The 23020-nt window shown below is 61.8% G+C and carries 14 protein-coding genes, 5 tRNA genes and 1 pseudogene; 8 read left to right on the top strand and 12 right to left on the bottom strand.

Annotated features, from left to right (window positions below; all coding sequences use genetic code 11):
• Positions 1-18: 18 nt before the first annotated feature.
• The 3 genes from RIN61_RS18925 (at position 19) to RIN61_RS18915 (ending at position 8963) form a co-directional block, all read left to right on the top strand.
• Positions 19-5124, top strand: a complete 5106-nt coding sequence (locus RIN61_RS18925) for an RHS repeat-associated core domain-containing protein (protein WP_313853382.1) — start codon at positions 19-21, stop codon at positions 5122-5124.
• Positions 5125-5343: 219 nt separating this feature from the next.
• Positions 5344-7851 carry a fimbria/pilus outer membrane usher protein gene (locus RIN61_RS18920; protein WP_215521533.1) on the top strand — a complete coding sequence of 836 codons (2508 nt, stop codon included), beginning with the start codon at positions 5344-5346 and terminating at the stop codon, positions 7849-7851.
• Positions 7852-7880: 29 nt separating this feature from the next.
• A complete protein-coding gene (locus RIN61_RS18915; protein WP_112251867.1) occupies positions 7881-8963 on the top strand; it encodes a fimbrial protein in 1083 nt (360 codons plus the stop codon).
• Positions 8964-9065: 102 nt separating this feature from the next.
• Here RIN61_RS18915 and RIN61_RS18910 read toward each other — a convergent pair.
• The 5 genes from RIN61_RS18910 to RIN61_RS18890 all read right to left on the bottom strand — a co-directional run bounded on the left by RIN61_RS18910 (position 9066) and on the right by RIN61_RS18890 (position 9628).
• Positions 9066-9141, bottom strand: a tRNA-Gly gene (locus RIN61_RS18910).
• 85 nt (positions 9142-9226) lie between these two features.
• A tRNA-Gly gene (locus RIN61_RS18905) sits at positions 9227-9302 on the bottom strand.
• A gap of 3 nt (positions 9303-9305) precedes the next feature.
• Positions 9306-9381, bottom strand: a tRNA-Glu gene (locus tag RIN61_RS18900).
• Between the two features lie 91 nt (positions 9382-9472).
• Positions 9473-9548, bottom strand: a tRNA-Gly gene (locus RIN61_RS18895).
• A 4-nt stretch (positions 9549-9552) separates the two neighbouring features.
• Positions 9553-9628 (bottom strand) — tRNA-Glu (locus RIN61_RS18890).
• A gap of 377 nt (positions 9629-10005) precedes the next feature.
• Between RIN61_RS18890 and RIN61_RS18885 the strand changes: the two genes are divergently transcribed.
• On the top strand, positions 10006-10773 hold the full coding sequence (locus RIN61_RS18885) for a hypothetical protein (protein ID WP_112251866.1): 768 nt from the start codon (positions 10006-10008) through the stop codon (positions 10771-10773).
• A gap of 126 nt (positions 10774-10899) precedes the next feature.
• Here RIN61_RS18885 and RIN61_RS18880 read toward each other — a convergent pair whose 3' ends face one another.
• Positions 10900-11382: a GAF domain-containing protein gene (locus tag RIN61_RS18880; RefSeq protein ID WP_003260813.1), complete on the bottom strand. Its 483-nt coding sequence runs from the start codon at positions 11380-11382 to the stop codon at positions 10900-10902.
• The gene (locus RIN61_RS18875) at positions 11383-12270 is read right to left on the bottom strand and encodes an ATP-binding protein (RefSeq protein WP_112251865.1); all 888 of its coding nucleotides are present in this window, start codon (positions 12268-12270) and stop codon (positions 11383-11385) included.
• Between the two features lie 202 nt (positions 12271-12472).
• Between RIN61_RS18875 and RIN61_RS18870 the strand changes: the two genes are divergently transcribed.
• A complete protein-coding gene (locus RIN61_RS18870) occupies positions 12473-14830 on the top strand; it encodes a hybrid sensor histidine kinase/response regulator (RefSeq protein WP_112251864.1) in 2358 nt (785 codons plus the stop codon).
• Here the strand turns inward: RIN61_RS18870 and RIN61_RS18865 are convergent.
• Both RIN61_RS18865 and msrB read right to left on the bottom strand, forming a co-directional pair.
• Positions 14820-15308, bottom strand: coding sequence for a glutathione peroxidase (locus tag RIN61_RS18865; RefSeq protein WP_112251863.1), 489 nt, complete (start codon positions 15306-15308; stop codon positions 14820-14822). The genes RIN61_RS18870 and RIN61_RS18865 overlap by 11 nt on opposite strands.
• A 13-nt stretch (positions 15309-15321) precedes the next feature.
• Positions 15322-15717, bottom strand: coding sequence for a peptide-methionine (R)-S-oxide reductase MsrB (gene msrB, locus RIN61_RS18860; protein WP_112251862.1), 396 nt, complete (start codon positions 15715-15717; stop codon positions 15322-15324).
• Between the two features lie 167 nt (positions 15718-15884).
• On the opposite strand from msrB, the gene RIN61_RS18855 reads away from it, so the two are divergent.
• The gene (locus RIN61_RS18855) at positions 15885-17096 is read left to right on the top strand and encodes a pyridoxal phosphate-dependent aminotransferase (protein WP_112251861.1); all 1212 of its coding nucleotides are present in this window, start codon (positions 15885-15887) and stop codon (positions 17094-17096) included.
• A 293-nt stretch (positions 17097-17389) separates the two neighbouring features.
• A complete protein-coding gene (htpX, locus tag RIN61_RS18850) occupies positions 17390-18277 on the top strand; it encodes a protease HtpX (RefSeq protein WP_112251860.1) in 888 nt (295 codons plus the stop codon).
• Positions 18278-18445: 168 nt separating this feature from the next.
• Here htpX and RIN61_RS18845 read toward each other — a convergent pair whose 3' ends face one another.
• The gene (locus RIN61_RS18845; protein ID WP_112251859.1) at positions 18446-19096 is read right to left on the bottom strand and encodes a thiopurine S-methyltransferase; all 651 of its coding nucleotides are present in this window, start codon (positions 19094-19096) and stop codon (positions 18446-18448) included.
• Positions 19097-19197: 101 nt separating this feature from the next.
• Here RIN61_RS18845 and RIN61_RS18840 point away from each other — a divergent pair, with 101 nt between their 5' ends.
• Positions 19198-19965, top strand: a complete 768-nt coding sequence (locus RIN61_RS18840) for a DODA-type extradiol aromatic ring-opening family dioxygenase (RefSeq protein ID WP_112251858.1) — start codon at positions 19198-19200, stop codon at positions 19963-19965.
• A gap of 151 nt (positions 19966-20116) precedes the next feature.
• Here the strand turns inward: RIN61_RS18840 and RIN61_RS18835 are convergent.
• Positions 20117-21830 (bottom strand): annotated as a pseudogene (locus RIN61_RS18835) (DEAD/DEAH box helicase).
• Positions 21831-22208: 378 nt separating this feature from the next.
• A complete protein-coding gene (locus RIN61_RS18830; protein WP_112251856.1) occupies positions 22209-22964 on the bottom strand; it encodes a spermidine synthase in 756 nt (251 codons plus the stop codon).
• Positions 22965-23020 lie beyond the last annotated feature (56 nt).

The following is a 23020-nucleotide window of genomic DNA, read 5'->3' as shown; positions in this document are numbered from 1 at the left end:
TATACACAGGAGCCTATCATGACGCTTTCAGCGGCCCACTCCAACGCGTACAACAACCTCAGTTTTGTGAATCACAGCGTCGACCCACGCACCGGCCAGTACACTCTTGGCATTGACCTGATGGCAGTGGTCGGCAACTACCTGATCGGCCCCAACTTGCCCTTGCGTCTGGCCTTCAACGCCCTGACGCCAGAAGACACTGGCTTTGGCAAGGGCTGGACCCTCAACCTCAGCCGCTACACCCCCACCACCAGCTCGCTGCAGGTACACACCGGCGAACAATTCCATGTCGATGGCGGTGGCGCCGAACCGAAAATCAGCGAGCAGAAGCTCAAGAGCTTCCGCTTCCTGGACGATGGCAACGGCGAGTACAGGATCGTGCACCGCACGGGCATGGTGGAACAGCTGAAAGTCATCCGCTCGGGCGGGCTCGATATTGCCGTGCCTCATCGGGTCTATGCGCCATCGGGCCGCTGGATCGAGCTGAGCCATGAAGGCCGGTTCGGCGAACATCGCTGCCTGTCCAGCATCGTCGACCGTAGCGGCCTGAAGCTGCTGTCCGTCACCTATGAGAACAACCTGATCACCTACCATCTGCACCCAGATTTCGGCGAAACCCGTTACGAGGTAGCGCTCAAGGACCGTCGGGTAGAGCGCGTGACCCTGCCGAGCCATGATCGTGGTAGCTGGCGGTTCAAATATGAGAACAGCGCCACGACGCAGAACATGACCTGCCTGACCCGGGTCGAGACGCCGCTGGGCAGCATCGAGACGATCACCTACGACGATGCCGGTCACCAGCTCCTCGCCGGCGCCCCAGTGGCCCGCATCCCACGGGTCAAAACCCACACGGTCGATCCTCTTGCCAATCAGCCGGCCTTGACTACCACCTACAGCTACCCCAACGACCGCAACTTCCTGGGCTTTGGCAGCGGGCTGAACTGGGAAAAGGACAAGGACAACCTGTACCGGGCAAGCAGCGATTACTTCTATGAAGTCCACGTCAGCGAGGCCAGCGAAGGCAAAGAGTTGCGCAAGGCCAGCTACCGCTATAACCGCCATCACCTGCTGACCCTGCAAACCACCGCGCAGTACGGCGATGTCATCGAAGATGTGACGGAAGATGCGCGCAAGCAGGACTGGCATATCCAGGAAACCGAGACGGTTTACCACGAAATCCCGAACGTCGGTTTCGAGTATCAGCTGAACAACTTCCAGCAGCCCTACACCGTGACCCAGCGCTGGCGGCTGGAAAGCGACAGCACCGCCCTGCGTGAAGAAGTCACCACCACCGAGTACGATCCCGAACATGGCAACCTGATCCTTGAAGAACAGCCCAACGGCATCGTCACCACCTACGCCTACTACGACAAGGACGGTGAGGACGGTTGCCCACCGGACCCGCAAGGGTTCCAGCGCAGCCTCAAGTCGACCACCACCACGCCTAGCAAAAAGCCGGGACTGGAAAGCACTGCCCCGGTACTGATCGAGCGATACACCTATACGTTGTACAATGCGCTGCCCGACGCGACACGCCCTCATGGCGTTACCGATCAATGGCTTGTGCTGACACAACAGACGTTGCATGAACAGATCAGCGAGGGTGAACGCCTGCTGCACACCCTCAACAAGGGCATCTACAAGGACGAGAATTCGCCCTACCTGTATGGTCGCCAGGCCTACGAAGAACAAACGTTTTACCCAATCGACGCACCTGCGGGCACCTTGCGCAACCTGCTCAAGCAGATGACCACCCGCACGGATTGGACCCACCTGCCACGCGATCCAGAGAAGCCATACGCCGATTACGGCATCACTGAGACGGTCAAAGGTTTCGAGCTTAGCGAACGAAAAGTTACACATTACCTGTCTGCAGTGTCCGGCGCTGTCGTTTCAACTGAAGACATGCACGGCACACAGACAATCTATGAGTATGACGACCTGAACCGCCAGACGCAGGCAATCGTGTCACCTACGGGTAACAAGGCAAAGCGCAGGTATAGCTACCAGTTGGCAACATCTGCCGGCGAACGTTTGACTCAGATCACCGAGGATGCCAATGGGGTAATCACTCGCACGGTGTTCAATGGCGCCAACCAGGTCGTGGAACAATGGCGCGAAATCAGCGACCCACAGTACTCGACATTGCGTCTACCCGAGATGCAAACCTACCTGGCCAAGTACAACGGCCTGGGCCAACTGGTCGAAGAGACCTTCTTCGACCATGGTGATGGGTTTGAAGACCAGCAGTTGTCCATGACCACCCTGTTCAGCTATGGCCCCTGGGGCGAGCTGACCAAGACCACCTATCCTGACAAGACTTGCCTGCACAGTGCCTATCGCCCGTTGAGCAAGGTCAATGACGAGGACCGTTACCTTTACGACTTCACCGCCAACTGGGAGACCAACCCAGATACCCCCGATGTACGGCTCAATCACCAGATCCAAAAAAGAAACCTGTTCAACAAACCCGTACAGGTGAAAAATCTTGGGCCAGCCAAGGAAGCGCTCGATCGCTATGACTATTACTATGACGGCAGTGGCCGCTGCACCCGCGAGGAAAGCCGGGTGCGTGAACCTGACAGCAAGGCCGAGTTGCTGCGCATCACACGCTTTGAATATGATGCCTATGACCGTATGACCAAAACCATACGGCCGAACCAGACTGCACTCAGTCGCAAATTTGCCGCCCATTCCGCCGAAGAGTTGGTCGAGCAACTGCGCCTGCACGCCGCAGGTGACAAAGAAGGCACAGTAGTGTCCCTGCGTGAATACGACGACCTCAGCCGCCTGAAAAGCCGGGTGGCAGGGCCGCGCACTGAGAAGTACACCTATGGCGAAAAAAATGACCAGATGGTCCCTTCCCGGCGCACGAGCAAACTGCGGACGTTCGACTACGAGTACTTGTTGGACCTGACCACTACGCCAAGCGCCATCACTGCGGGTGGGAAGCGCAGCGTATTCACCTTCGACCCCACCAGTGCCGCACTCAACAACGCCGATAACGATCAAGGCAAACGCAAATACGTTTACACAGACCAAGGCTACCTGCTTCACGAGGAATGGACCGACACTCAGACACCGGACACCTACCATCGTGATTACCGTGATTCGCTGCAAGGCCGCACCTTCGCACTGGACGACAGTAATGGCATGTCGACCCACCACGGCTATGACGCTCATGGACGCCTGATATGGACCACCCAGGGCCGACTGCGCGCCGATTTCACTTACGACAACAATGGCCGCCTGCAATTTACCCGTACGCGCGACCTTGACAGCGACTACACCCTGCAGTGCGAGCAACAGTATGACAGCCGCGGCCGGGAAGAAACCCGCATCCTGACGCTGTTCAAGGGTGAAACGCCCGGCGAACTGAAGATCATCAGGCAACGCTGGCGCGACGACGGCATGCTGCACAGCAGGTCTCTTTGGCGTGGGGACCAGCAGTTGCTGCAGGAGATCTTCAGCTATGATCCCCTCGACCGGCTCATCGGTTATGTCTGCGAAAGCGAAACGGGTGACTACCCGCGCAATGCCAAAGGCCGCCCGATCAAGGAACAGTCCTATGAATTCGACGACCTCGACAACCTGATCTACAGCCGTACCGACTTCGCTGGCGGCGATGCGGACAAGGCTTACTTCAACTGCGAAGGGTTCCAGTTGAAGAACGCCACCCACACCCATGCCGACTACCTGCCTTCAATGGATTTCGCCTACGACGATGATGGCAACATGCTCAATGACGAGTGGGGACACAAGCTGCGCTATGACGAATCTGGCCGCTTGCAGGAAGTGCGCAGCCAAGACGACAAGCAAACGCTGCTGACCTACCGCTACGACGGCCATGGCCACCTGATCGGCGTGAAAGCGGCCGAGGGAGAAGAGGAACTACGGCGCTACCAAGGCAACCGACTGGTCTGTACCCGGGCAGGCACGACCGACCTCTACTACCTGCACGATGGCGAACGCCCACTGGGCCTGCAACACGGCAAAGCCCCTGCTGCGCCGCGGCTGTACTGGACCAATATGGCGAACAGTGTGATTGCCGAAAGCGCGCAGGCCGATCTTGAGGATGCCAACTACACCGCGTGGGGCGATACCCCAGAGTCACTTGCATTGACCGGGCTGCTGGCCTTCAACGGCGAAGTCCGAGAACGGGCCATGGGCTGGTACCTGCTGGGCCGCGGTTATCGAGCCTACAACCCTGGCCTGATGCGCTTCCACAGCCCTGATGAGCTTGACCAGGAAGACGTCGGCATCAACCCGTACCTTTACTGCCATGGCAACCCTGTCATGTGGCGCGACCCTACTGGGCATGCCGCCAGCCCCATGGCGCCTCCCGACCAGGTTGGAAGCAGGCGTAAAAAGCCGAGCAAGACAGCTGCGTGGGTCACACTTGGGGTGTCAATAGCCGCCGCCATCCTTACCGTTGGCACCTTCGCGCCAGTCGCGCTCGGGGCGGTCACCGCAGCGGCTGCCGGGATAGCCTTGAGTGCTAAAACCGCCTTCTGGCTGACTGTGGGAACTATCGGCACTAGCTTGATAGTCGCTGGTTTGACTGTTCAGGGTCTTGGCGTCACGGAGGACGATCCGAACAAGAGCAATGTGCTGACGGCAATTGGTGGTGGGCTGGTTTTCCTAGGGAGCATGCTGACAGGCGCGGCTGCATATTATGGTTCATCTAGCCTGGTCAAAGATATTGCTAAGTTCGCATCAAGCAGCCCCGAAAATCTCGTTGTTGTACAGTCGACAAGTGGGTTCGGCTTTAACCGATACAAGGCGCAGGCACTGACACAAATGGGAGCGAACAAGCCAGGAGAAACTGGTGCTGCTGGGCCGGCAGGCCCGGCAGGCAAGCGAGGACGAGCAGGCGAGCAAGGACCAGCAGGCGAGCAAGGCCCGCAAGGACCAGCAGGCAAGCGAGGACCAGCAGGCAAGCGAGGATCAGGCTTAACTAAAGAAGACGTGCGGCAAATAGTCGCTGATATGACCGGTAACGTACACAATGACGTACCGTCTACTAGCCGGCCATTCCAAAACAAAGGTTCATTCAATGTACCCAAGAAGATCGTGACAAGCGACTTACGTCATACGACTCCCGAAGCATTCATGGACAAGTAAGCCCTAGCCACCATTACTCTCGCTAAGAAAGGGGAGTAATGGTGGCTATTTTACCAAACGACTTATCCCCCAACCTCTCAGACACCCCCTACATCTCCTACCCGACGCTCTCCTTAATCTCACGCGCTCACCGCTCACATCCCCGGCCCTACCGGCACCGGAGTTGAGCCAACACCTGCGCGCGGTGGCTCGCCACCGAGTAGATTACCGAGAATACCTATGTGCCCTCTCCCCCAGCGCTGGCGAGGCATCACGCCCTTGCTCGCCCTCGGTGGCAGTTACCTGGCAGCGCCTGCCTGCCTGGCACTGGCCAACGAACCCCCGCTGCAATTCCAATCCGGCTTCCTGCACCAGTCCAGCGGCCACGCCCCCGGCAGCGCCGACCCCGCCCTGCGTGCCCTGGCAAACGAGCAACGCTTGGCCCCCGGGCGATATCACGTGGAGGTCCGCGTCAACCTGGCCCCCGCTGGCGAACACGACATCGAATTCCAGCAACGCCAAGGCCAGCCAACACTGAACCCATGCCTGGCCCCAGGGCTGCTGTTCAGCCTTGGGCTGCGCGAACGCAGCCTGGCTAAACCGGAACTGGCCAAGGCACTGTGCATCGACCTGCCCGCCCTGGTGGAGGGTGCCCAGGTGGAGTTCGATTCGAGCCGCCTGCGCCTCGACCTGTCCATTCCCCAGGCAGCGCTGCAACGCGACAAGGCCGGCACCGTCGCCCCGGACCAGTGGGAGCACGGTATAAATGCTGCATTCGTCAATTACCAAGCCTCGGCCATGCACAGCAGCCAGCGCGACGGGCGCAGCCGCAGCCAACACGACCTGCTGCTCAACAGCGGCCTGAACCTGGCCGGCTGGCGCCTGCGCAGCAGCCAGAGCCTGCGCGAGGATGGCCAAGGGCACCGTCGCTGGCGCCACAGCAATACCTATGCCCAGACCGACCTGCCCGCCACTTGGGGCACATTGACCCTGGGCGAAACCTACAGCGGTGGCGAGGTGTTTCGCAGCCAACCCATCAAAGGCCTGCAACTGGCCTCCGACCTGGGCATGCTGCCAGATACCCTGCAAAGCTATGCCCCGGTAATACGCGGCGTGGCCCAGAGCCGCGCCAAACTCGAGATACTGCAGAACGGCTTCCCCATCTACAGCACCTACGTCGCCGCCGGTCCCTATGAAATCGACGACCTCAGTGTCGGTGGCGGCAGCGGCGAACTGGAAGTGGTGCTGACCGAGGCCGACGGCCAGGTACGCCGCTTCACCCAGCCCTACTCGACCCTGACCAACCTGCTGCGCGATGGCATCTGGCGCTACAACCTCGCGGCCGGGCGCTACAACACCGCCAACGGTGACGAAACACCCCAGCTGCTGCAGGGCACCCTTGCCCGTGGTATCGGCTGGAGCAGCACCCTGTATGGTGGCATGTTGACCAGCGACGACTACAGCGCCAACGCCTTGGGGCTAGGCAAGGACTTTGGCGCGGCCGGCGCATTGTCGTTCGATGTCACCCATGCCCGCAGCGACCTGGGCACAGCACTTGGCCAGGTCAGCGGCAACAGTTACGCTGCCCGTTATGGCAAGGCGTTTCCTACCCGTACACACCTGCGCTTTGCCGGCTATCGCTACTCCACCGAGGGCTTTCGCGACTTTGACGAAGCCGTGGCGCAACGGAACAACGACCAGCACTGGCCAGGCAGCCGCCGCAGCCGCCTGGAAGCATCGATCTACCAGCAACTGGGCCGCAGCAGCTCGCTCAGCTTCAACCTGAGCCAGGATGACTACTGGCAAACCCAGCGCCAGCGCCGTCAATACCAGTTCTACTTCAACACGCATCACAAAGGCATCAACTACAGCCTGTTCGCCTCGCAGTCACTCAACAAGACCCACGACAACGACCGCATTCTCGGCCTCAGTCTGTCCTTCCCTCTGGACTTCGGCCTGGGCAGCAGCGTCACCTTGGACACCCAGCAACAGGCTGGGCGTTTCAGCCAGCGCGCCAGCCTCAGTGGCGGTGCATTGGACAACCGCCTCAATTATCAGGCAGCTCTGGCCAATGATGGCCAGCAGAACAAGAGTGCCGAGCTATCGGCCGGCTACCTGACTCCGCACGTCAACTTTGGTGCCGGCTATTTTGAAGGCAACGACTACCGCAATTTGTCGGTCAACGCCAGCGGCTCCGCGCTGGTGCACGGCGATGGCTTGGTGTTCAGCCCCAGTTTCGGCGAGACCAACGCGCTGATCCATGTACCCGACACCCCCGGCGCCGGCATGGAAAACGCGACAGCTGCGCGCACAAACGCCAAGGGTTATGCCCTTGCACCGCACCTGCAGCCCTATCGGATCAACCGCCTGACACTCACCACCGACCAGCTCGAACCGGATGTGGAAATCGACAACGGCACAGCCCAGGCCATACCGAGACGAGGCGCAATCGTGCAGCGCACGTTCGCCGCACGTCGTGTTGCGCGCCTGGTACTGACCCTGCTGAACACCGAGGGTAAACCATTGCCTTTCGGTACTCAGGTCCAGGATACCCAGGGCAAGACGCTGGCGGTGGTGGGACAAGGCGGCCAAGCGCTGGTGGCTACCGAAGCAACCAGTCAGGTGCTGAAGGTGCGATGGGGCGAGCAACTGGCCGAGCAATGTCAGCTATCGATCAAGCCCGCCAGCATGCGTCAGCAGCAGGGCTTCTACTTTCAAACCCTGACCTGCCCCGCCACTGAAGCCTGATGACTTCTGCCCAACAACGGAACCTATTCATGCGACCTCAACGATACCTGCCAAGCTTGTTTGCCCTGGGCCTGGCCCTTGGCACACAGCTAATCAACCTACCGCAGGCCCACGCCATTCCAGGTTGCACCTGGCAAGGGGCGAGCGGCACGGTCGGCCACAGCGTCAACCTGGGCGAATTCTGGGTGCCCAGGGATGCCGAGCTCGGCACCGTCATCGGCTCCGTCCAGCGCTTGGTTTCAAAGGACCCCTCGAATCGGGAAATCCGCTGCGACAACGACGGCAGCAGCGTACTGACATTCCTCATGCCTGCCACTGTACCGGTGCATGGCAAACCGCTACCGCCCGTTAACGGCTGGGACGTCACCGGTAAAGTACTGGAAACCGGCATTACGGGGGTCGGCCTGTACATCCGCCTCAGGCACCCCTATACCGGGGCCAACAACGGCTTTCGACCCGTCGACGGTCATCCAGCCGTACCCTATGAAGGCCACAATACGGTAAACATCTCGCCATCACCGCTACTGATAAACGACCTGAATGCCGATTACTACCTGATCAAGACTGGCCCCATACCGGCAGGCCGCACTCACTTCAACACACGAGTTGCAACAGGCACCATCACCGACCTCGGTCCGGCGCTTCAGTTGAGCGTGGGAGCAGGCGTGAACCAGGCGCAATGCACGCTCAAAGCCGATGCGGTGAGCGACAACCCGGTTAGCTTGGGCCCCCACGATGCCGCCATCTTCTCCACGCCTGGTGATACTTCGCCGCCGGTCAACTTCCACATCACATTGAGCGACTGCGAGGATGACCCGGCAGGCAGCGTGGCGCGTGCGCACATTCGCCTGGAAGGCGCACTGGGTTCAAGTGTGATCGACCCCAGCCTCGGGTTATTCAGCCTCAATGACAGCTCTCCGGCGCAAGGCATTGCCATCCAGCTACTGCGCAGTGACAGCTCACCCATGACGCTTGAACAAGACGAGCCGGTAACCTGGCTGACGATCGGCGACACACGCCTGGATTTCAAGGCACGTTACTACCAGAATGGCCCAACGGTTACGGCAGGGCCCGCCAGCGGGGCACTGAAGTTCACCATCAGCTATCGCTGATGCCCTATGCCAGGGGCGCAGGACGCGCCCACTGGGGGGCTTGCGAAATTTAAACATGTAACGCAAAAAGGGACCTTAGGGTCCCTTTTTGCGTTACATGTTTGGAGCGGGAAACGAGACTCGAACTCGCGACCCCGACCTTGGCAAGGTCGTGCTCTACCAACTGAGCTATTCCCGCATTTTGAAGCTTTACCACTATCGGCGTGAAGCGCCTTGAAGACCTTCACCACCACTGCACCGCATAGACGCCACAGTATTTAAACTGGAGCGGGAAACGAGACTCGAACTCGCGACCCCGACCTTGGCAAGGTCGTGCTCTACCAACTGAGCTATTCCCGCATTTGGCGTCCCCTAGGGGACTCGAACCCCTGTTACCGCCGTGAAAGGGCGGTGTCCTAGGCCACTAGACGAAGGGGACACACGACACTTTTCAGTGCACCAGGTTTGAACCTCACGATTCAGTCTGGATTTTCTTTTCCTGCCCCGCCGTCAGGCGTTGCCGGAGAAACTGGAGCGGGAAACGAGACTCGAACTCGCGACCCCGACCTTGGCAAGGTCGTGCTCTACCAACTGAGCTATTCCCGCAATTTGGCGTCCCCTAGGGGACTCGAACCCCTGTTACCGCCGTGAAAGGGCGGTGTCCTAGGCCACTAGACGAAGGGGACACGCTGCTGGCATTACTGCCTGCTTTCACTCCCTGCGGCGTTTCGCTGTGTGCTTTACGCTGCAAGTGGCGCGCATTCTATGGATGGTTGGTACAGGCGTCAACCCCTTTGTAGAAATTTATTTAAATCAATGACTTCCGGATGGGTTGGGGTGCAGTTGCGGGCCGGTGTGCCGATATAGATGGAGGGGTGCCTGTACCGGCCACTTCGCGGCTGAAGCCGCTCCCACAGGTACATCACTGCACTTGAGGCCTGTGATGTACCTGTGGGAGCGGCTTCAGCCGCGAAGTGGCCAGTGCAGGCATGTAGCCGCTGTTCGTCTCCAGGCGAACTCACTACACTCAAGGGTGTAATTCTTCTTCAATGAGGCATTAACGGTGACACCACTTCTGATCACCCTGCTCATCGTGGCGGGCATCGCGTTGCTGATCGTGATCGGCTACCTCAACAATGTGGTCGAGAACGGCAAGCTCGAACGCGCCCGGATGAAGGTCGAGCTGGCCGACCGCCTGCGCCGTTGTGGCGAAATCACCGAGACCTTCCCCGGCCAGTTCATGACCCCGGCGCTGAAGCTGCTGCTGACCCGCCTGGAGCTCAACCTGAACCAGCGTCAACTGGCGATGGACAAGCACAACGCCGGATTCAAGGCGCGTATTGCCGAACTGGAGGCGCTGATTGCCCTAGGCGGGCAGATTCCGGTGAACAACCCGCCCAACCCGATCCAGACCGAGATCAAGGCCAAGGATGTGCGCTTCCTGCTGGAGGCTTTGCACAACCAGGTGACTCGCGCCGCCCAGGAGGGCTTCCTGCCCACGCCCGAGGCCAAGCAATGGGTCAAGGAAGTCCGCCATATCCTGGTGCTGCTGCATATCGAGTTCTTCAACAACCTCGGCCAGCAGGCCCTGCAGAAGAACCAGCCAGGCCAGGCGCGCCTGGCTTTCGAACGCGGCGTGCAGTACCTGCGCAAGCAGCCGGAGCCCAAGGTGTATGAAGAGCAGCTGACCTACCTGGAGAAGCTGCTGGCCCGGGCCAATGCCCAGGTGCTGGACCGCATGGCCCCGGCGGAGGATGAGCAGAATGAACTGACCCAGGGGCTCAAGACCGATGAGGAAGAGACCTGGAAGAAGAAAGTGATGTACGACTGATGCTTTAACCTGTACCGGCCTCTTCGCGGCTAAAGCCGCTCCCACAGGGAGCGCATCGCCCCCAAGCTTGATGCCATCCTTGTGGGAGCGGCTTTAGCCGCGAAGGGCCGGTACAGGCAACGACCATCAGCAGTCGGTCAGCTCCAGAAAAATCGCCGCCAACCGCTCCAGCCCTACCTGATCCGCCTCACTGAACCGCCCAAGTTTCGGGCTGTCCAGGTCCAGCACACCAATCAACCTGCCCTCCTTCACCAGCGGGATCACCAGCTCGCTGTTGGACGCACTGTCACAGGCAATGTGCCCAGGGAACGCATGCACATCCTCTACCCGCTGGGTCTGCCGGGTGGCCGCAGCTGCTCCGCACACGCCCTTGCTGAACGGGATCCGCACGCACGCCACCTGACCCTGGAACGGGCCCAGCACCAGTTCTTCGTTGCGATTGAGGTAGAACCCGGCCCAGTTCAGGTCGTCCACCTGGTTATAAAGGAATGCCGAAAACTGCGCGGCATTGGCGATGAAGTCACGCTCGTCGGCAAACAGCGCTTGCACTTGCGCCGCCAGCAGGTTGTAGCCGTCGAGGCCGGCGCCACTGGCATTGAGGTCGATCATTTACTTTTGCTCCAGCAATTGCAGCCCGACCCAGTAGCGGGCGAACTGATAGGCACAACGGCCATTACGGTTACCGCGGCCGGTGGCCCAGCGCACGGCGAGGATGTCGAGTTCTTCGCTGCGCTGCCAGGCCAGGCCGGCAGTTTGCGCGAGCTGGCCGATCCAGTGCTCGACCACGTTCAGGAAATGCTCCTGGGTAAAGGGGTAGAACGACAGCCACAGGCCAAAACGGTCGGACAGGGCAATCTTGTCCTCCACCGCTTCGCTGGGGTGCAGCTCGCCGTCAACGCGCTTCCAGTTTTCGTTGTCGCTCTCCTTCTCCGGCACCAGGTGGCGGCGGTTGGAGGTGGCGTACAACAGCACGTTGTCCGGAGCCTGCTCGAGCGAGCCGTCGAGCACGCTCTTGAGCACCCGGTAGTCGCCCTCCCCGGCTTCGAACGAGAGGTCATCGCAGAACAGGATGAAGCGCTGCGGCAACTTCTGCAGCTGCTCGACCACACGCGGCAGGTCGGCCAGGTGGTCGCGCTCGATTTCGATCAGGCGCAGGCCGGCACCTGCGTGCTCGGCCAGCAGGGCGCGGACCAGCGACGACTTGCCGGTGCCACGCGAGCCCCACAGCAGTGCATGGTTGGCCGGCATGCCGTTGATGAACTGATGGGTGTTGCGGCCGAGCTGGTCACGCTGCTGGTCGACGCCGATCAGGTCGCTGAGGCGGATATCCAGGCTGACTTCCAGCGGCAGCAGGTAGCCGCTGCGGCCATCGCGCTGCCAGCGCGCGGCCAGGGTGGTGGCCCAGTCGATGTCCGGGCGCTGGGCCGGCAACAGGGGTTCGAGGCGGGCCAGTACCGATTCGGCGCGGTCCAGGAAAGCAATCAAGCGGGCGTCCATGAAAACTCCTGCAAATTTTTGGATTCTAGGCTGCTGTGCCGGCCTCTTCGCGGGTAAACCCGCTCCCACAGGGCTCGCACCAGGCCTGAGGGCGTTGCAGTACGTGTGGGAGCGGGTTCACCCGCGAAGAGGCCGGCACCAGCAATTGAGCAATCAAGGCTGAATGTGCGACAGACCCACCAGTAGCCGGGGTTGATCGGCTATGCTTGCGCAGCGCAAGGGACGTGAAACCGGCTCGGGACACATGGATATCAAGTTCACCAATCGCCTGTCATACAAGCAAGCCCGGTTGACAGTCCTGGTCGGCTTCATCCTGGGAACATTGCTCAGTCTCATCCAGATCGGCATCGATTATGCCAGCGAAGACGCGTCCATCAACCGTGAAGTGCGTGCCTTGCTGCAAATCAGCCACAACCCGGCCTCGCGCATCGCCTACAACATCGACTCGGAACTGGCCCTGGAGCTGACCCGCGGCCTGCTGCAGTCACCAGCGATCGTCCGTGCGCGGCTGATCGATAACAACGAAACAGTGCTGGCCGACGTCGAACGGCCGCGCCTGGAGGACCGCTACCGGCCGCTCAGCGACTTCCTGTTCGGCGAGCAGCGCCAGTTCAGGGAACGCCTGTACCTGACCCACATGCCCGAGGAATACCTTGGCACCCTGTACCTGGAGGTAGACACCTATGCCTTCGGCAGCCGCTTTCTCGACCGTGCCGGCATCACCCTGCTCAACGGTTTCGCCCGCAGCCTGGTGCTGACCGGCATCCTCCTGGCGCTGTTCTACATGATGCTGACCAAGCCGCTGGTGACGGTGATCGGCGCGCTCAGTGGCAGTGACCCGCGCAAGCCCCGGCAAACCCGCGTGGCCTGCCCGCATGGCCACGAACACGACGAGATCGGCGTACTGGTGAGGGTCGCCAACCAGCAGTTTGTCAGCATGGCCACCGAGATCGAGCAGCGGCGCACCGCAGAAAACCGCCTGACCCAGTACCTCAACGAGCTGGAAGATATCGTCTCGGCACGCACCAACGAACTGAAGGCCAGCAACAGCAGCCTGAGCCTGTCCAACCAGGAGCTGGAAGAAGCCCGCCGCCGGGCGCTGGACATGGCCCAGGCGCGCGCCGCCTTCCTCGCCAACATGAGCCACGAAATCCGTACCCCGCTCAACGGCATGCTCGGCATGATCGCCCTTGCCCTGGACAGCCCGCTGCCCAGCGAGCAACGCCAACAGCTGGCGATTGCCCATGACTCGGGCAAGGTGCTGGTGGAGTTGCTCAACGATATTCTCGACCTGTCCAAGTTCGATGCCGGCCAGCTGGAGCTTGAACGCATTCCGTTCGACATGGGCTCGATGGTCGAGGACACCGCCAACCTGCTGTCACAGAACACCGCGCAAAGCGTGGAGCTGACCTGCCTGATCGCCCGCGACTTCCCCAGCAGCGTGCTTGGCGACCCCACACGGGTACGGCAAATCGTCAGCAACCTGCTGTCCAATGCCCTCAAGTTCACCCGCTTCGGCCGCGTGGATGTACGGCTGACGACCATTGTCGGCGGTGTGCGCCTGGAAGTGCGCGACACCGGCATCGGCATCCCCGAAGAAGCCCAGGCGCGGATCTTCCAGCCGTTCACCCAGGCCGGTGCCGGCATTACCCGCCAGTACGGCGGTACCGGCCTGGGCCTGGCGCTGACGCGCAACCTGTGCAAGGCCATGCAGGGCCACCTGCATATCAAGTCCGACCCGGGCTTCGGCAGCCGCTTCACCGCCGAGCTACCGCTGCCCGTGCACACCGAGGCCATCCCGCCAGCACCGTTGCACGGGCATGTGGCTGCGCTGAACGCAGCCGGCAGCGGGCTCGATGAACTGTTGCAGGACCTGCTGCCCGCCTGGGGCCTTGCCTACCAGCGCCATGACAGCAGCGCGGGGCTGGACGCCTCGGCCATCGACCTGCTGATCACCGACAGCCTGGACCAACTGTTCGAACTGCGCCCGGCGCTGAAGACACCGATCTTGCTGGTGACTGCCTACGGCAACTTCCTGCCCAGCGAACAGTCGGTCGCCCTCGCCCCCCTGCACCAACTGGCCCGGCCGCTGTCGCGCAACGCCCTGTACCAGACCCTGCGCCGCACCTTGCAGGGCCACGAGCCCGAACACCCGCTGGCCACCCCTGCCATCACCCTGGAGCAAGGCCGCGCGCGCATCCTGCTGGTGGAGGACAACCCGGTGAACCAGCTGGTGGCAAAGGGCATGCTGGCCAAGCTCGGCTGCCAGGTGCAGCTGGCCACCCAGGGCGCCGAGGCCCTGGAGCTACTGGAACAGGACGAGTTCGACCTGGTGCTGATGGACTGCAACATGCCGGTGATGGACGGCTACGAGGCCAGCCGGCGCATCCGCCAGAGCGGCCGCTGGCCCGACCTGCCGATCGTCGCTCTCACCGCCAACGCCATGCCCGAAGAACGCGAGCGCTGCCGGGCAGCGGGCATGAACGACTACCTGGCCAAACCGTTCCGCCGCGAAGAGCTGCTGGCACTGGTCGACCACTGGGTACCCGTCAACGGCTGAGTAGGCGCTCGATGTCGGCTTCCAGGGCCTGCGGCTTGGTGGTGGGAGCGTAGCGCGTTACCTGGCCAGAGGCCGGGTCGACCAAGAACTTGGTGAAGTTCCACTTGATCTTCTGGCTGCCCAGAATGCCCGGGGCGCGCTGCTTGAGCTCGGCGAACAGCGGGTGGCTGCCGGGGCCGTTGACCTCGACCTTGCGAAACAGCGGGAAGCTCACGCCGAAGTTGCGCTCGCAGAACTGGGCAATTTCCCGCGCATCGCCCGGCTCCTGCTTGCCGAACTGGTTGCAGGGGAAGCCCAGCACCACCAGGCCGCGTGCGCGATAGGCCTGCCACAGTTGCTCCAGGCCTTTGTACTGCGGGGTAAAGCCGCACTGGCTGGCGGTATTGACCACCAGCAGCGCCTTGCCGGGGAAGTCGCCGAGCTTCTTGTGCTCGCCGCCCAGGGTCACGCAGGGGATGTCCAGTATCGATCCAGCCATGGTCGGGCTCCGGTCAGTCGCGCGGGCGCAGGTCGATGCACACCGAGTTGATGCAGTAGCGCAGGCCGGTCGGTGGCGGGCCATCGGGGAACACGTGGCCCAGGTGCGCATCGCAGCGGGCACAGGTGACTTCGGTGCGGATCATGCCGTGGGATGTGTCGCGGATCTCGATCATCGCGCTGTCCTCGATGGGCGCGTAGAAGCTCGGCCAGCCGCAGCCGGAATCGAACTTGGTCTGCGCATCGAACAGTGGCAGGCCGCAGCAGATGCAGTGGTAGATGCCGTCGCGGCGCTCGCTATTGTACTTGCCGCTGAACGGCCGCTCGGTGCCTTTGAGGCGGCACACCTGGTACTGCTCGGGGTCGAGCATCGACCGCCATTGTTCCAGGGTTTTCTCGATCTTTTGCATGTAGGGACCTCGGCAGGCTGAATTTCGCTGCGCACCGTCTTTTCCGGGGCGCGGGTGGCACGTATATTAGTTGGCTTCGTGTGCCAGGCGTTCAGTCTGGCACCCGCTTCCTGCCCTTTCAAACCTTTCGGCGGGGCGTAGCGCGTTTTCTCAATCGGGATCCCATCATGCAGTTCAGCAAATCGAACAAGCTCGCCAATGTCTGCTACGACATTCGCGGCCCAGTGCTCAAGCACGCCAAACGCCTGGAGGAGGAAGGCCACCGCATCCTCAAGCTGAACATCGGCAACCCGGCGCCGTTTGGCTTCGAGGCGCCTGACGAAATCCTCCAGGATGTGATCCGCAACCTGCCCACCGCGCAGGGCTACAGCGACTCCAAAGGCCTGTTCAGCGCGCGCAAGGCAGTGATGCAGTACTGCCAGCAAAAAGGCATCGAAGGCGTCACCATCGAGGACATCTACCTCGGCAATGGCGTGTCCGAGCTGATCGTCATGTCGATGCAGGCACTGCTCAACAACGGCGACGAAGTGCTGATCCCGGCTCCCGACTACCCGCTGTGGACCGCCGCCGTGAGCCTGGCCGGCGGCAAACCGGTGCACTACCTGTGCGACGAGCAGGCCGACTGGTTCCCCGACCTTGAGGACATCAAGGCCAAGATCACCCCGAACACCAAGGCCCTGGTGATCATCAACCCGAACAACCCGACCGGCGCGGTGTACTCCAAAGAACTGCTGCTGGGCATGCTGGAACTGGCCCGCCAGCACAACCTGGTGGTGTTCTCCGACGAAATCTACGACAAGATCCTGTACGACGAAGCCGTGCACATCAGCACCGCCTCGCTGGCCCCCGACCTGCTGTGCCTGACCTTCAACGGCCTGTCCAAGTCGTACCGGGTGGCGGGCTTCCGTTCCGGCTGGCTGATCATCTCCGGGCCCAAGCACCACGCGCAAAGCTACATCGAAGGCATCGACATGCTGGCCAACATGCGCCTGTGCGCCAACGTGCCGGCCCAGCATGCCATCCAGACCGCGCTGGGCGGCTACCAGAGCATAAACGACCTGGTGCTGCCACCGGGCCGCCTGCTGGAGCAGCGCAATCGCACCTACGAGCTGCTGAACGACATCCCGGGCGTGAGCTGCGTGAAGCCGATGGGGGCGCTGTATGCATTCCCGCGGATCGACCCGAAAGTGTGCCCGATCCTCAACGACGAGAAGTTCGCCCTTGACCTGCTGCTGTCGGAGAAGCTGCTGATCGTTCAGGGTACCGCGTTCAACTGGCCGTGGCCGGACCACTTCCGTGTGGTTACCTTGCCGCGGGTGGATGACCTGGAGGCGGCGATTGGCCGGATCGGGAATTTCCTGAAGGGTTATTCGCAGTAAGTGCTGGCCCTGGGGGCGCTTTGCGCCCCTTTCGCGACACAAGGCCGCTCCTACAGGATTACGCGATCATTTGTAGGAGCGGCCTTGTGTCGCGATGGGCCGCACAGCGGCCCCAACATTCCCACAGGATGTTTCTTACATCCTGCAACGCTCTATCCCACAGCCCCCACGCCATCCTCTGCCATACTCCGCCGTACACAGTTTGAAATAGTCGCCCGATTGAATCGACACGGCCGGCACCTTATATACCCCGCAGTAAGCGACAATTCATCCGTCAGGAGAACGTAACAACCATGATGCGCATTCTGTTGTTTGTAGCCACCAACCTTGCGGTGGTGCTGGTTGCAAGCATTACCCTGAGCCTGTTCGGTTTCAACGGGTTCATGGCCGCCAACGGGGTCGACCTGAACCTCAGCAGCCTGCTGGTGTTCTGCGCCGTGTTCGGTTTTGCCGGCTCCCTCGTCTCGCTGTTCATCTCCAAGTGGATGGCGAAGATGACCACCGGCACCCAGATCATCAGCCAGCCGCGCACCCGCCACGAGCAGTGGCTGCTGCAAACGGTCGAAGAGCTGTCTCGTGAAGCAGGCATCAAGATGCCTGAAGTGGGTATTTTCCCGGCATACGAGGCCAACGCCTTCGCCACCGGCTGGAACCGCAACGACGCACTGGTCGCTGTGTCCCAGGGCCTGCTGGAGCGTTTCTCGCCCGATGAAGTGCGCGCAGTGCTGGCCCACGAAATCGGCCACGTGGCCAACGGCGACATGGTCACCCTGGCGCTGGTGCAGGGCGTGGTGAACACCTTCGTGATGTTCTTCGCGCGCATCATCGGCAACTTCGTCGACAAGGTGATCTTCAAGAACGAAGAAGGCCAGGGCATTGCCTACTACGTGGCGACCATCGTTGCCGAGCTGATCCTGGGCATTCTGGCCAGCATGATCGTGATGTGGTTCTCGCGCCGCCGCGAATACCGCGCCGACGAAGCCGGCGCACAGCTGGCCGGTACCACGGCGATGATCGGCGCCCTGCAGCGCCTGCGCGTGGAGCAAGGCCTGCCGGTGCACATGCCCGACACCATGAAGGCGTTCGGCATCAATGGTGGCCTGAAGCACGGCCTGGCCGGGCTGCTGATGAGCCACCCGCCGCTGGAAGACCGTATCGAGGCCCTGCGCCGTCGCGGTTGATCCAACTGGTAAGCGGAAAGGGCGACTTCGGTCGCCCTTTTTTGTACACCTGTGCCGGCCTCTTCGCGGGTAAACCCGCTCCCACAGGGATCCCGCAATCTTCAGGCCTGTGGTGTTCCAGTGGGAGCGGGTTCACCCGCGAAAGGGCCGGTACAGGCTACACACTTGTCAGCGGCTGACTCGGTAAACCCGCTCCAGCAAACTCGATACCCCGGCCTGCAAAAACTTCGGGCTCTCCTCAATCACCTCGACAACTTCCAGCTCATCCACCTGCCAGCCGGCAAACCCCTGCCGCAGCTCTTGATCCCCTACCGAAAACGGCGGCCCGCCCAGCAAAGCCTGGTCGTAATCCAGAGTCACCACCACCCCCTGGCAACTCGTCGGCAGCAAACCCGACAACAGCTGCATGTAAGCCCCACGCATCTGCGACGGCAAGGCAATCACCGCAGCCCGGTCATAAAGCCCCGCGCAGTCCCCGATATCCTCTGCCTGCAACGCAAAGATATCCCCACACCAGAGCTCCACGTCACCGCTGCGCCAAACCTCGAAAGCCCCCCGCTGCCCCACCTCGGCCTGTAGCCCATGCTCGCGGAAGAATGCCTCAACCGCACGCCGCGACAGCTCTACGCCCAACACGCGATGCCCCTGCCCGGCCAGCCAGGCCAGGTCAAGGCTCTTGCCGCACAACGGCACCAGCACACGGCTGCCCGGCACCAGGCCAAGCGTTGGCCAATACTTCTGCAGATAAGGGTTCACCTGCGCCTGGTGAAAGCCGATCTGGTTGTCGGCCCACCGCTGCTGCCAGAACGCTGGCTCCATGATCACTCCCGATTTTTAGATGGTTTGTCGGTAAAAGTTGGTTTGGATTTCGATCTGTGGTTGATCGAAGATGATTGCATCTTAACCGCCAGGACCCCGTCATGCTGCCCAGCCTGTTCATTTCCCATGGTTCCCCCATGCTTGCCCTGCAACCCGGCGCCAGCGGGCCGGCGCTGGCACGGCTGGCCAACACCTTGCCCCGGCCGAAAGCGATCTTGGTGGTGTCGGCGCACTGGGAAACCCGCGAACTGCTGGTGACCGGCAGCACACGACCAGAGACCTGGCATGATTTCTATGGCTTCCCACCGGCGTTGTATGCAGTGCAATACCCGGCGCCAGGTGACCCCACCCTTGCCGGCCAGGTCAGCGAACTGCTGCAGTCTGCCGGGCTGCCAGCCCGACTGGACGCGCAGCGGCCATTCGACCATGGCGCCTGGGTACCGCTGTCGCTGATGTACCCGGATGCGAGCATACCGGTAGTGCAGGTTTCACTGCCCAGCCACATGGGGCCGGCGCTGCAGGTCAGGGTGGGCAAGGCGCTGGCGGGGCTGCGTGGCGAGGGTGTGCTGCTGATTGGTTCGGGCAGCATTACCCATAACCTGGGCGAGCTGGACTGGCATGCCGGGCCGGATGTGATCGAGCCTTGGGCGCAGGCGTTTCGGGACTGGGTAGTGGAAAAGCTGCAAGCGGATGATCAGGAAGCGTTGCTGGGTTATCGGCAGCAGGCGCCATTTGCGGTGCGTAACCATCCCAGTGATGAGCATTTGCTGCCGCTGTTCTTTGCCCTTGGGGCTGGGGGCAAGTTTGCAGTGGTGCACCAAGGGTTCACCTTGGGGGCACTGGGGATGGACATTTATCGGTTCGACTGAAAGGCCTCTTCGCGGGTGAACCCGCTCCCACAGGGTCTCCACAGATTTCAAGGCTTGTGCTGTACCTGTGGGAGCGGGTTTACCCGCGAAAAGGCCGGCACAGGCAAAAAAATCCCCAGCCAAGGCCGGGGATTTTTTCATTGCGCCAGGATCAATCCTCGCGGTAGCGACGCAGCTTCAGCTGCTTGCCAGCCACGCGGGTGTCCTTGAGCTTGGACAGCAGCTTTTCAAGGCCATCTTCCGGCAGCTCGACCAGGCTGAAGCTATCACGCACCTGGATGCGGCCGATGGCGTCACGGGCCAGACCACCTTCGTTGAGGATCGCGCCCAGCAGGTTCTTGGCAGCGATGCCGTCACGGGCACCCAGGGCAGTGCGGCAACGCACACGGCCTTCAGCCAGCGGCAATGGCGCACGGCGCTCGCGGTCACCACGCTCCGGGCGCTCGCCACGCTCACCACGCTCGGTACGCTCACCACGCGGGGCGAAGCTCGGCACCAGTGGCTGCTCACGCTCTACCGCAGCCAGGTCCAGCGCCTGGCCATTGGTGGCCTTGCGCAGCAGGGCCGAAGCCAGAGCGCGGGCACTGCAACCCAGGTCGTTGGTCAGGCGGTCGAACAGGTCGCCGTGGGTGGCTTCTGCTTCGGCTACCAGCGGCGCCAGGCTGTTGGTCAGCTTCTTGATGCGGGCGTCCAGCACGGCCTGGGCATTCGGCAGGCGGGCTTCGGCAACTTTCTGCCCGGTTACGCGCTCGATCACCTGCAGCATGCGGCGCTCACGCGGGGTGACCAGCAGCAGTGCACGGCCTTCGCGACCGGCACGGCCGGTACGGCCGATACGGTGTACGTAGGATTCCGGATCGTACGGCATATCGACGTTGAACACGTGAGTGATACGCGGTACGTCCAGGCCACGGGCAGCGACGTCGGTAGCGACAACGATGTCCAGGCGGCCATCCTTGAGCGAGTCGATCACGCGCTCACGCTGGTTCTGGGCGATGTCGCCGTTCAGCGCGGCAGCCTTGTAACCCTTGGCTTCCAGCGCAGAGGCCAGGTCCAGGGTGGCTTGCTTGGTACGCACGAAGGCGATCAGCGCGTCGAACTCTTCCACTTCCAGCAGACGCAGCACAGCCGGGATCTTCTGGTCGGCGTGGACCATCAGGTGGGCCTGGTCGATCGCGGTAACGGTCTGGGTCTTGCTCTGGATCTTGACGTGCTTGGGCTCGCGCAGGTGGCGTTCGGCGATCGAGCGGATCGACGACGGCAGGGTGGCGGAGAACAGCACGGTCTGGCGGCTGGCCGGGATGGCATCGAAGATCACTTCGAGGTCGTCCATGAAGCCCAGCTTGAGCATCTCGTCGGCTTCGTCCAGTACCAGGTACTGCACGGTCGACAGGACTTTTTCGTCACGACGCAGGTGGTCGCACAGGCGGCCCGGGGTGGCCACGACGATTTGCGCGCCGTTGCGGATCGCACGCAGCTGTGGGCCCATCGGGGCACCACCGTAGACGGCGACCACGTTCACGCCCGGCATCTGCTTGGCGTAGGTTTCGAAAGCGGTAGCAACTTGCAGCGCCAACTCACGGGTTGGCGCCAGGATCAGGGCTTGCGGTTCGCGCTTGCTCACATCGATCTTGTTGAGGATCGGCAGGGCGAAGGCAGCGGTCTTGCCGGTGCCAGTCTGCGCCTGGCCGATCATGTCGTGACCGGCGAGGATGATCGGGATCGATTGTTGCTGAATGGCGGACGGCTCTTCGTAGCCGGTCGCCAGAACGGCAGCAACAATATTCGGATTGAGATCGAGAGCGGCGAAGCCGCCGGTTTCCTGGGTCATGGGTCTGCCTCTAGGTGCATCCGCAAAGACCCATGCTCCAAAGCTGCACAAGCCATGAAAGACCGACAGGTCACCCAGGCAGCTTTGGCGGCGGGGATTTGCGAAAACGATTGAAAAAGAAAACGTGGGAAAGTCCGCCTAGCGGACGTGCAGCCGAAGCTGGACTCGGAGGGTTTGCACCACCTGATTTTGCGGTCCGCTAAAAGACCGGCGCGTACTATACCCGAAATAGTGCGGGTACGTGAGGAATATTTTCAGGGTGTCCGGCCAGTATCAGGCCATCAGCAATATGCGGCTGAAACGATTCCAGTCTGCGATACCGCGTCGCCCGCTCCCACAGGTACAGCGTTGCTCTCAGGTCCATGACATCCCTGTGGGAGCGGGTTTACCCGCGAATCAGGCGACGCGGTATTCAGGTAGCCGGCCGAATCTCGCGGATCAGCCCCTCGAGGCTATACCCCAGACGCGGCGCCAGCGCCTCGGCCCGGGCCCTCAGCCCATCCAGGTCCAGTGTCTGCTCCAGGTCCGACGGCACCAGCAGGATCACATTGCCCTCCTTCACCGGCAGCTCCCAGTAATGCCGGTGGTACAACCCGCGCAGCAACGCCGCGCCCAGCGGCTTGCCGTCGTCGGTGGCCCACTGGTTGATCACCAGCCAACCACCCGGGTTCAGCTGCTGCTGGCAGTTTTCCAGGAAGTTCCACGCCAGGTGGCCCACCCCCGGCCCATGGTCGGTGTACAGGTCGACGAACAGCAGGTCGGCCTTCTCGGCCGTGGGCAACAGCTCCAGGGCATCGCCGATGCGTACATACAGCCGCGGGTCGTCGTCCAGGCCCAGATACTCCATGGCCAGGCGCGGTACGTCCGGGCGCAGCTCGATGGCCTCGATATCGTCCAGCGGCAGAAATTTCATGCAGGCCTGGGTCAGCGTGCCGGCACCCAGGCCGAGAAACAGCGCGCTCTCCGGCTGCTCGTGGCACAACGCGCCCACCAGCATGGCACGGGTATAGTCATACTCCAGCCAGCTGGGGTCGGCCGTGAACACGCAGCTCTGCTCGATCGCATCGCCGAACTCCAGAAAGCGGTAGTCGTCGACTTCATACACGCTGATGACGCCAAAGGCGTCCTCCACCCGTGCCAGTAGCCGCTCTTGCCGTTCCGCCGTCATGCTTGCCACCCACCCGCGCAAAAACGCGCATTGTCCGCCAACACCCTCGATGCAAC

This window comes from Pseudomonas inefficax (assembly GCF_032164165.1).
Lineage (GTDB): Bacteria > Pseudomonadota > Gammaproteobacteria > Pseudomonadales > Pseudomonadaceae > Aquipseudomonas > Aquipseudomonas inefficax.
The sequence above is the reverse complement of the archived record's forward strand: the minus strand, read 5'-3'. Positions and strand labels throughout refer to the sequence as shown.

Excerpts from the sequence above, each read along its gene's own strand:
- htpX (WP_112251860.1), top strand. The coding sequence starts at position 17,390 with ATGATGCGCATTCTGTTGTTTGTAGCCACCAACCTTGCGGTGGTGCTG.
- RIN61_RS18865 (WP_112251863.1), bottom strand. The coding sequence starts at position 15,308 with ATGGCTGGATCGATACTGGACATCCCCTGCGTGACCCTGGGCGGCGAG.
- RIN61_RS18925 (WP_313853382.1), top strand. The coding sequence starts at position 19 with ATGACGCTTTCAGCGGCCCACTCCAACGCGTACAACAACCTCAGTTTT.
- RIN61_RS18840 (WP_112251858.1), top strand. The coding sequence starts at position 19,198 with ATGCTGCCCAGCCTGTTCATTTCCCATGGTTCCCCCATGCTTGCCCTG.
- RIN61_RS18880 (WP_003260813.1), bottom strand. The coding sequence starts at position 11,382 with ATGATCGACCTCAATGCCAGTGGCGCCGGCCTCGACGGCTACAACCTG.
- RIN61_RS18830 (WP_112251856.1), bottom strand. The coding sequence starts at position 22,964 with ATGACGGCGGAACGGCAAGAGCGGCTACTGGCACGGGTGGAGGACGCC.
- RIN61_RS18855 (WP_112251861.1), top strand. The coding sequence starts at position 15,885 with ATGCAGTTCAGCAAATCGAACAAGCTCGCCAATGTCTGCTACGACATT.
- RIN61_RS18920 (WP_215521533.1), top strand. The coding sequence starts at position 5,344 with ATGTGCCCTCTCCCCCAGCGCTGGCGAGGCATCACGCCCTTGCTCGCC.
- RIN61_RS18845 (WP_112251859.1), bottom strand. The coding sequence starts at position 19,096 with ATGGAGCCAGCGTTCTGGCAGCAGCGGTGGGCCGACAACCAGATCGGC.
- RIN61_RS18870 (WP_112251864.1), top strand. The coding sequence starts at position 12,473 with ATGCTTGCGCAGCGCAAGGGACGTGAAACCGGCTCGGGACACATGGAT.
- RIN61_RS18875 (WP_112251865.1), bottom strand. The coding sequence starts at position 12,270 with ATGGACGCCCGCTTGATTGCTTTCCTGGACCGCGCCGAATCGGTACTG.
- RIN61_RS18915 (WP_112251867.1), top strand. The coding sequence starts at position 7,881 with ATGCGACCTCAACGATACCTGCCAAGCTTGTTTGCCCTGGGCCTGGCC.
- msrB (WP_112251862.1), bottom strand. The coding sequence starts at position 15,717 with ATGCAAAAGATCGAGAAAACCCTGGAACAATGGCGGTCGATGCTCGAC.